Raw genomic sequence first — 8,388 nt, 5'->3', positions numbered from 1 at the left:
TCTACCCCCCAAAAGTTGGACTAAACAACCAACTCATTAAGGTGCAGATTTTTATGACTGGATTACGGATCAGCGTATCCTCCCCACATAAATAATTCTAGCCTATATACTAAATTATATTAGTTAAGTATAATTATATTCATTTAGTATAATTTAATATAAAGGATAATAAATGAAGCATAATAAAGACCCTTTACACTTTCCAAGAACTGAACTAGCTAACAGTTTACTAATTAGTTTGAGAGATGGAATTTCTCACGCTTTGACTTTATTCGCACCTAGACGAATGGGGAAAACCAAGTTTTTAATAGAAGATATAAAACCATTGGCGGAAGAAATGGGCTTTAATGTTTTTTATTATAGCTTTATGGAGCAAAGTCAAAGACACCAAACGGAAACGGCTTTTATTCAAGCATTGGCGGACTTTTTAGATAAAGCCAGCAATGGTAAAAGTAAAGTCTTAGAGGCATTGAACAAAATAGGACAAATTGAAGTGCTGGGCGTAGGCGTATCACTTAATGAAACGGCACAATCTCAAATGATTTCAGTCAGTCAAATTATTGCTGAATTAGCAGAAAAAAGCCCAAAGCCTATTTTAATGTTGCTTGATGAAATTCAGGAGTTAGCACGAATAAAAGGTACTGAAACGCTTGTAAAATCATTAAGGACTGGGTTGGATATAAATCAAAACAAAGTAAAAGTAATTTTCACAGGAAGTAGCACCAATGGGCTACGCTCAATGTTTAACGATCACAAAGCTCCGTTTTTTCATTTCGCTCACTCTTTAGATTTTCCGAATTTACCTAAAAATTTTACGGATTTTTTAGCAGATATTTACCAAGAGCGGACAGGGAAGCAGATAGACAAGCAGGCGTTTTATGCGTTATTTCAGCGTTTTAATTATACACCGCTTTATTTACGAGCTATAACGCAAGATATGATAATTAACCCAAATCTTACCCTAGAACAGGCTACACAAAGCAGAATATCACAATTAGAAGAACTTACAGATTACGCTATACAATGGCAATCATTAAGTGCGCTAGAAAAGGAACTTATCAAAGCGATTTATAACAATGATAACAACCTATACAGCAAAAAAACAAAAGAACAGATAGCTCAAAAGCTAGGAATAGAAAACCTTTCAAGCAGTAGCATTCAAGGAAAAATTAGAAAGCTAGAGAAAGCAGAAATAATCACGAGAGACGCAGGAAACACGCTAAAAATAAATAACCCTTACTTTCAAACGTGGATAGCTGAAAACATATAGGAAAGCAATTTATAGTTGCCTACTATGATAGTCTGTGTTTTATGATAATTCCTATATCGGTATAGGTGTCCAAGATCATCTTATACACTTATACCGCTCATAATAATATCATTGTTTTTAAATAAAAATCTTTATTTAATAAAAACGATCTGCCGACCAATTAATAACATTATTTTGTATATAATCATATATTTTTGAAAATGCACGTTCATTTTGAATAATATGTTCGTAAAATCCTGATTGCCATTGAAATGAAATGTTATTTTTCATGGCAAAGCTAGTTAATCTAGATTTAATCCCCCGAATGACTGATGATAAATTTTTACGCTGAACACCAAAATAATGCTGATGGCAATCTATCTTGTAATTTAATGTAATAATCATATGAAAATGATTTGGCATAACGGTATAGATAGGAATGTCAATATATTGGTCATTACGAACAAGCGGCGTGTTTTCAATAATCTTTTGCAATTCAATGCCTAATAATGTAAAGGATATTTCATTATTCATTATTTCTCCAAAATAATGAATTTTATTTTGAGTACAAATAGTAATGAAATAACAACCATTTTGATAGGTATCCCATTTTACACGGACAGATTTGTGATTTGGATAATTCATAAAATAATTTTAAACGATTTGTATGATATTCATATAATAATGAAAAGAAGAATAAAATTGTGAATAAATACCACGTTTTTCGATCTAGATCGCAAAAATATTTCTGTGCTTATATCACCGTACATCACGGACGCCAGCGTGTCGTCCCTACAAGGAAAGTTATAACCAATTGAAAAATAACAGATTTTATTTTGTTGTGTAGAATAAAATTGTGAATAAATGCCAAGTTTTTCGATCTGGATCGCAAAAAGATTTCTGCACTTATATCACCGTACATCACTGACGCCAGCGTGGCTAGAAGATAAAACTCGCCTTATGTGAATCTAATTGTTTCTCGTATTGATAATAAAGATAAAGAGATTGTTAAAGATTTTGTCAAAGCCTACCAATCAGAAGAAGTATTCCAAAAAGCAAATGAAGTTTTTAAAGGCTCAATGATTAAAGGTTGGTAATTTCAGCTAAAAGCAAGCCAAAAGGGATACACTCATTTTGGGGGCAGATCACAGTGTATCCCTTTTATTAAATACAACAAATTAAGTCAAGGTGATAGCTTAACGAGCGATAGGATTTACTTTCGCTTTTTGAAGTTTACGGTAAGCATCTAGCAGTTTTTGGTGTGCTTTTAAGCTTTCAAGAGACTCATCAGCACCTTGCAAACCATTGAATGGATTACCGCCTTGTACTGCTGACCAAGCAAAATCAACCGCATCTTTGCCATACATTCTTTCAAATACAGTGCGATATTGTTCAGGTTGACGGCTTTTATCTAAGAACAATTCAATACTGCTAATTAGGCAACGGTAATAATTATTACGTTCTGCACTGAATACCGTTGCATTCATATTTGCTGTCCAGTTAGCCCAATCAAGTGCTTCTTCCAGATTACCTAATGCAAGATGGAGCATTGATTTTAGTTCACCAATACGCAAGGTTTGCATTGCAGAGCCTTTTTCTGCCACGATACCTAAAAACTCACGAACACGAGTCATATCATCAATACTTTGTTCATCTAGTTCATCGAGCAGTTCTTGATAAGTTGCTTTATCGTGGTGGAAATAAGGGAGATCAAGCAGAATTTCACGCCAATCCATTCCCATATTGTTATTGGCATAGATTAGGTCATCAGACGGATAAATATTTGACATACCTGGTGCAAGAATACGGCACGCATATACGCCTAAATGTTCGTAATCCATAATATAAACAGGCTGTTCATATTTGTTGAAGATTGCGATTAAATTACTAAATTCCTGTTCGGTTGTACCAGAGAAATCCCAATGCACGAAGTCATAGTCCGCTTCAGATTTGAAAAGATCCCAAGAAATCAGACCGCTTGAGTCGATAAAGTGCGTTTCAAGGTTTGCGTGATCGGCAACATCATCATTGTTGAATGATGGCGGTGCGAAAACGTCTAAATCTTTTAAGCTACGCCCTTGTAATAATTCGGTAACGGTGCGTTCAAATGCTACTTGGAAATTAGGGTGAGCCCCGAAAGAGGCGAAACAAGTACCGTTATTTGGATTGAGTAGAATGACACAAATCACAGGGAATTCCCCCCCTAATGATGCATCATAGCAGAGAATAGGGAAGCCTTCTTGCTCTAATTTTTCAATAGAGGCTTTAATAGTTGGATAGCCATCAATAACACTTTGTGGAATTTCAGGTAAGCTAATCGCTTCAGTGATAATACGATTTTTGACAAAACGTTCAAAAACTTCAGATAAACCTTGAACACGAGCTTCATTCTTTGTATTGCCCGCAGACATTCCATTTGAAACGAATAAATTCGCAACAATGCTTTGTGGAATGTAAACGGTTTGATTGTCAGATTGGCGGGTGTAAGGTAAGGCAACGATACCACGATCATAATTGCCTGATTGTAAATCAACGAGAAGATCTGGCGTTAGATCACCGTTAGGATCGAAATAATCTAGTAAGAAATCATCTAAAATCCCTTCAGGTAATTGTTCTTCATCTTCAATAGCGAACCATTTTTCTGATGGATAATGTACAAATTCGCCATTCGCAATTTCTTGGCCTAAATAGAAATCAGCCCAGAAATAGTTAGTAGATAAACGCTCAAAGTATTCGCCTAAGGCAGATGCTAAAGCAGCTTTTTTACTTGCCCCTTTACCGTTTGAGAAACATTGTGGGCAGTCTGCATCACGAATATGCACTGACCATACGTTTGGAACAGGATTTAACCAAGAGGCTTCTTCAATGTTAAAGCCTAATGTTTTTAGTTTGTGTTGAAAGTTTGCGATGCTATCTTCAAGGGCGGCATCTTTACCCGTAATAAAGGTTTGAGTCATATTATTCTCTGTATAGTTAAGAAGAGGGTTAAAAATTAGTAATGATAACGACACTGTACGATATATAAAGTTTCGTTATGAATTTGATAGACGAGACGATGTTCCCTATCAATACGTCTAGACCAATATCCAGACAAGTGATATTTCAGTGGCTCAGGGTCGCCAATACCTAAAAAAGGTTGGCGTTGAATCTCTTTAATTAACTGATTGATTCGTTTAAGCATCTTTTTATCAGTACTTTGCCAATAAAGATAATCTTCCCAAGCGTTATCAGTCCAAGCAAGGATCATTCTTCGATAAGCTCCCGAACGGTTGCATTGTGCTGTTGTACTTGCGAAATAGCTTGATTAAGACGCAGTGCATTGTTAGGACTTGCAATTAAATAAGCTGTTTCTTCATAAGATTGAAAATCTTCTAAGCTCATTACCACCGCAGGCGGTGCATTCTGGCGAGTAATCAAAATAGGAGTGTGATTTTCATTTACTCGATCTAATGCCCCAGCTAATTGATTGCGAAAGGTGGAATAGGTCATCACTTCCATATTTACTCCATTGTGAGTTTATTCGGTTAATAAATGCATTTTATTATTTCATAAGTACAAAAATAAGTACAATAAATTGTGAGTTTTATCATATTTAGTAAAAAAACTTCAGAAACTCGCCGCTTATTTAGGGTAGAATTTAAGTGGTAAAAAATAAAGGGTAGAGAATAAAGATGGCTCAAGCAGAATTATTAGTTAATGTAACCCCAAGTGAAACAAGGGTGGCATTGGTTGAAAATGGTGTTTTAAAAGAAGTACATATAGAGCGAGAAGCAAAACGGGGGATTGTGGGTAATATTTATAAAGGGAAAATTACCCGAGTGTTGCCAGGAATGCAATCCGCTTTTGTCGATATCGGCTTAGAAAAGGCGGCATTTTTACACGCCTCCGATATTGTTTCACATACTGAATGTGTCGATGAAAACGAAAAGAAACAATTTGTGGTGAAGAACATCAGTGAATTAGTACGAGAAGGGCAAGATATTATTGTTCAAGTAGTTAAAGATCCACTTGGTACAAAAGGGGCTAGACTAACTACGGATATTACACTCCCTTCACGTTATCTTGTTTTTATGCCTGAAAATAGCCACGTTGGTGTATCGCAACGAATCGAAAGTGAAGCCGAGCGAGAGCGTTTAAAAGCATTGGTTGAGCCTTATTGTGATGAATTGGGTGGGTTTATTGTTCGTACCGCAGCAGAAGAAGTGAGCGAAGAAAGTTTGCAACAAGATGTCGCTTTTCTGAAACGATTATGGCGGAAAATTTTAGATAGAAAAGCAAAATATCAAACTAAATCAATGTTATATGGTGAGCTAGCATTGGCTCAACGAGTGTTGCGAGATTTTGTTGGTACTCATATCAAATCAATTCAAATTGACTCTAAAATGACCTACGAGCAGGTTAAAGAGTTTCTGTCAGAATTTATGCCAGAATTAACTGATAACGTGAGTTTATATACAGGAACTCAGCCTTTATTTGACGTTTATCGTGTTGAAGATAGCATTCAAAAAGCATTAGATAAGCGGGTGGATTTAAAATCGGGTGGTTATTTAATTATTGAACAGACAGAAGCAATGACTACCATTGATATTAACACTGGGGCATTTGTCGGGCATCGTAATTTAGCCCATACGATTTTTAATACTAATATAGAAGCGACACAAGCAATAGCACATCAACTACAACTTCGTAATTTAGGTGGCATCATCATTATTGATTTTATTGATATGCAAGATGAAGAGCATCGCCAGCGAGTATTAGATTCTTTACAAGAAGCCTTAAAAGGCGACCGAGTGAAAACAAATGTCAATGGCTTTACACAACTTGGTTTAGTGGAAATGACTCGAAAACGAACGAGAGAGAGCTTAGAGCGAGTATTATGCTGTGATTGTTTATCTTGTAAAGGACGTGGCACGATTAAAACCGTTGAAACGGTGTGCTATGAAATTTTACGAGAAGTCGTTCGTGTTCATCATCTTTATCGTTCAGAGCGTTATGTTGTTTATGCCTCTCGTAATGTTGGCGAATATTTAATTAACGAAGAATCTCACGCCTTATTAGCTGAGTTAGAAGTCTTTTTAGGGAAAAAAGTGGAAATAAAAATTGAGCCTTATTATTACCAAGATCAGTTTGATGTGGTGGTAATGTAAGCGGTGAGATCGTTATTCTTTTTGGCAAAATTGGGACTGTTAGCTTAAAAAAACATCAATTTGGCTATAAAAGGCTTGCAAAATATAGGGGGGCATTTAGAATGCCCCCGTCTTTGATTTTTAAAGACTTGTAAAAATTTGGAGAAATCCAACCGCTTATTTATTAACTCTTACTTTGGAGAAAACTTAAATGAAAAAATGGGCTGTGGCTTTAACATCTGGAATGGTTCTATTTGGTGCAAATGCAATGGCAAACCAAACAGTACATCTTTATACTTGGACTGAATATGTGCCAGAAGGTTTATTAGATGAATTTACTAAGCAAACAGGGATTAAAGTCGAAGTTTCAAGTCTTGAATCAAATGAAACAATGTATGCGAAATTAAAGATTCAAGGTAAAGATGGTGGTTACGATGTTATTGCACCAAGTAACTACTTTGTATCAAAAATGGCTCGTGAAGGAATGTTAAAAGAGTTAGATCACAGCCAATTACCAGTAATTAAAGATCTTAACCCTGACTGGTTAGATAAACCTTACGATAAAGGTAATAAATACTCACTACCACAATTATTAGGTGCACCAGGTATTGCATTTAATACAAATGACTACAAAGGTGAAAACTTCACTGCGTGGGGTGATTTATGGAAACCTGAATTTAAAGATAAAGTACAATTATTAGATGATGCTCGTGAAGTATTTAATATTGCTTTATTAAAATTAGGTAAAAACCCAAATACGACTGATCCTGCAGAGATCAAAGCAGCTTATGAAGAGTTATTAAAATTACGTCCAAATGTATTGGCATTCAGCTCTGATAACCCTGCAAACTCATTTATTTCGGGTGAGGTGAGCGTAGGTCAATTATGGAATGGTTCTGTACGTATTGCGAAAAAAGAACAAGCACCAGTTGATATGGTTTTCCCACAAGAAGGCCCAGTACTTTGGGTGGATACTTTAGCCATTCCAGCAAATGCGAAAAACCCAGAAGCAGCACATAAGCTAATTAACTACTTATTAAGTGCACCAGTTGCGGAAAAACTAACATTAGAAATTGGTTATCCAACATCAAATGTGAAAGCGTTAGAAGTATTGCCAAAAGAGATCACTAATGATCCAGCAATCTATCCAACCGCAGAAGTATTACAAAAAAGCCACTGGCAAGACGATGTTGGTGAAGCTATTGAGCTTTATGAAAAATATTACCAAGAGTTAAAAGCTGCGAAGTAATTTTTCATTTGTGTATCAGTAAGCCCCGTATTATCGGGGCTTCAGATTATTGACGAACTTATTTCGTGTAGGGTGGGCTTAAGCCCACCATTTTGTAACTTATTGATTTTAAAGATGGTGGGCTAAAGCCCACCCTACAGATTTTACGTTCTTTTGAAGTTTGTCATCAGTCTGACCTAATTCTCTTGAATTAGGTTTTTTTTCGATAAAAGAGTTAAAGTCCTATGAAAAAACATCACATCGAAACACTTATTACTACCCAAGAAGTACAGCAACGCATTGCTGAATTAGCCAAAGAAATTAACCATTATTATCAACATAATCATTGTGAGAGCCTTGTCGTTGTTGGGCTTTTACGCGGTTCGTTTATGTTTATGGCGGATCTTGTTCGTCAGTTAAATTTGCCTGTTGAAGTGGATTTCTTAACGGCATCAAGTTATGGAACGGGGACAGAATCTAGTCGTGATGTGAAAATTCTAAAAGATTTAGATGGCGAAATTAACGGTAAAGACGTACTAATTGTTGAAGATATTATTGATACAGGTTTTACCCTAAATAAAGTGCGTGATATTTTAAAATTACGAGAGCCACGTTCTGTTGCCATTTGTACCCTATTAGACAAACCATCTCGCCGAGAGGTTGATGTGCCAGTAGAGTGGATTGGTTTTGCTATTCCTGATGAATTTATTGTTGGCTATGGCATTGACTACGCACAACGCTATCGAAATTTAGATTACATCGCAAAAGTTGTGATAGACGAATAA

General features: G+C 35.9%; 8 protein-coding genes and 1 pseudogene. 5 read left to right on the top strand and 4 right to left on the bottom strand.

Annotated features, from left to right (window positions below; all coding sequences use genetic code 11):
* The first annotated feature begins 172 nt into the window (after positions 1-172).
* Positions 173-1,270: an ATP-binding protein gene (locus ACWIW0_RS10840; RefSeq protein ID WP_454453321.1), complete on the top strand. Its 1,098-nt coding sequence runs from the start codon at positions 173-175 to the stop codon at positions 1,268-1,270.
* A gap of 135 nt (positions 1,271-1,405) precedes the next feature.
* Here the strand turns inward: ACWIW0_RS10840 and ACWIW0_RS10835 are convergent, their stop codons facing one another.
* Complete coding sequence (locus tag ACWIW0_RS10835; protein WP_454453320.1) at positions 1,406-1,783, bottom strand: transposase; 378 nt, start codon at positions 1,781-1,783, stop codon at positions 1,406-1,408.
* Between the two features lie 416 nt (positions 1,784-2,199).
* Here ACWIW0_RS10835 and ACWIW0_RS10830 point away from each other — a divergent pair.
* A pseudogene (locus ACWIW0_RS10830) lies at positions 2,200-2,346 on the top strand (MetQ/NlpA family ABC transporter substrate-binding protein); the annotation flags it as partial.
* Positions 2,347-2,445: 99 nt separating this feature from the next.
* Here ACWIW0_RS10830 and ycaO read toward each other — a convergent pair.
* Genes ycaO through ACWIW0_RS10815 form a run of 3 tightly spaced genes read right to left on the bottom strand, consistent with a single transcriptional unit; the run spans position 2,446 to position 4,747 of the window.
* Positions 2,446-4,206 carry a 30S ribosomal protein S12 methylthiotransferase accessory factor YcaO gene (ycaO, locus tag ACWIW0_RS10825; protein WP_454453319.1) on the bottom strand — a complete coding sequence of 587 codons (1,761 nt, stop codon included), beginning with the start codon at positions 4,204-4,206 and terminating at the stop codon, positions 2,446-2,448.
* Between the two features lie 35 nt (positions 4,207-4,241).
* Complete coding sequence (locus ACWIW0_RS10820) at positions 4,242-4,496, bottom strand: Txe/YoeB family addiction module toxin (protein WP_454453318.1); 255 nt, start codon at positions 4,494-4,496, stop codon at positions 4,242-4,244.
* Positions 4,493-4,747: a type II toxin-antitoxin system Phd/YefM family antitoxin gene (locus ACWIW0_RS10815; RefSeq protein ID WP_454453317.1), complete on the bottom strand. Its 255-nt coding sequence runs from the start codon at positions 4,745-4,747 to the stop codon at positions 4,493-4,495. The genes ACWIW0_RS10820 and ACWIW0_RS10815 overlap by 4 nt, the downstream gene beginning before the upstream one ends.
* 173 nt (positions 4,748-4,920) lie before the next feature.
* On the opposite strand from ACWIW0_RS10815, the gene rng reads away from it, so the two are divergent.
* The 3 genes from rng (at position 4,921) to hpt (ending at position 8,388) form a co-directional block, all read left to right on the top strand.
* On the top strand, positions 4,921-6,396 hold the full coding sequence (rng, locus tag ACWIW0_RS10810) for a ribonuclease G (RefSeq protein ID WP_454453316.1): 1,476 nt from the start codon (positions 4,921-4,923) through the stop codon (positions 6,394-6,396).
* Positions 6,397-6,619: 223 nt separating this feature from the next.
* Positions 6,620-7,624, top strand: coding sequence for an extracellular solute-binding protein (locus ACWIW0_RS10805; protein ID WP_454451014.1), 1,005 nt, complete (start codon positions 6,620-6,622; stop codon positions 7,622-7,624).
* Between the two features lie 224 nt (positions 7,625-7,848).
* Positions 7,849-8,388 (top strand): hypoxanthine phosphoribosyltransferase, encoded by a 540-nt coding sequence (gene hpt, locus ACWIW0_RS10800; RefSeq protein ID WP_454453315.1) that lies wholly within the window; start codon positions 7,849-7,851, stop codon positions 8,386-8,388.

Source organism: Ursidibacter sp. B-7004-1 (assembly GCF_053654055.1).
This window is presented reverse-complemented; position numbering and strand designations above follow the sequence as displayed.

What these genes read in the sequence shown, in the direction of transcription:
- rng (WP_454453316.1), top strand. Translation starts at nt 4,921, where the DNA reads ATGGCTCAAGCAGAATTATTAGTTAATGTAACCCCAAGTGAAACAAGG.
- ycaO (WP_454453319.1), bottom strand. Translation starts at nt 4,206, where the DNA reads ATGACTCAAACCTTTATTACGGGTAAAGATGCCGCCCTTGAAGATAGC.
- ACWIW0_RS10805 (WP_454451014.1), top strand. Translation starts at nt 6,620, where the DNA reads ATGGTTCTATTTGGTGCAAATGCAATGGCAAACCAAACAGTACATCTT.
- hpt (WP_454453315.1), top strand. Translation starts at nt 7,849, where the DNA reads ATGAAAAAACATCACATCGAAACACTTATTACTACCCAAGAAGTACAG.
- ACWIW0_RS10840 (WP_454453321.1), top strand. Translation starts at nt 173, where the DNA reads ATGAAGCATAATAAAGACCCTTTACACTTTCCAAGAACTGAACTAGCT.
- ACWIW0_RS10835 (WP_454453320.1), bottom strand. Translation starts at nt 1,783, where the DNA reads ATGAATAATGAAATATCCTTTACATTATTAGGCATTGAATTGCAAAAG.
- ACWIW0_RS10815 (WP_454453317.1), bottom strand. Translation starts at nt 4,747, where the DNA reads ATGGAAGTGATGACCTATTCCACCTTTCGCAATCAATTAGCTGGGGCA.
- ACWIW0_RS10820 (WP_454453318.1), bottom strand. Translation starts at nt 4,496, where the DNA reads ATGATCCTTGCTTGGACTGATAACGCTTGGGAAGATTATCTTTATTGG.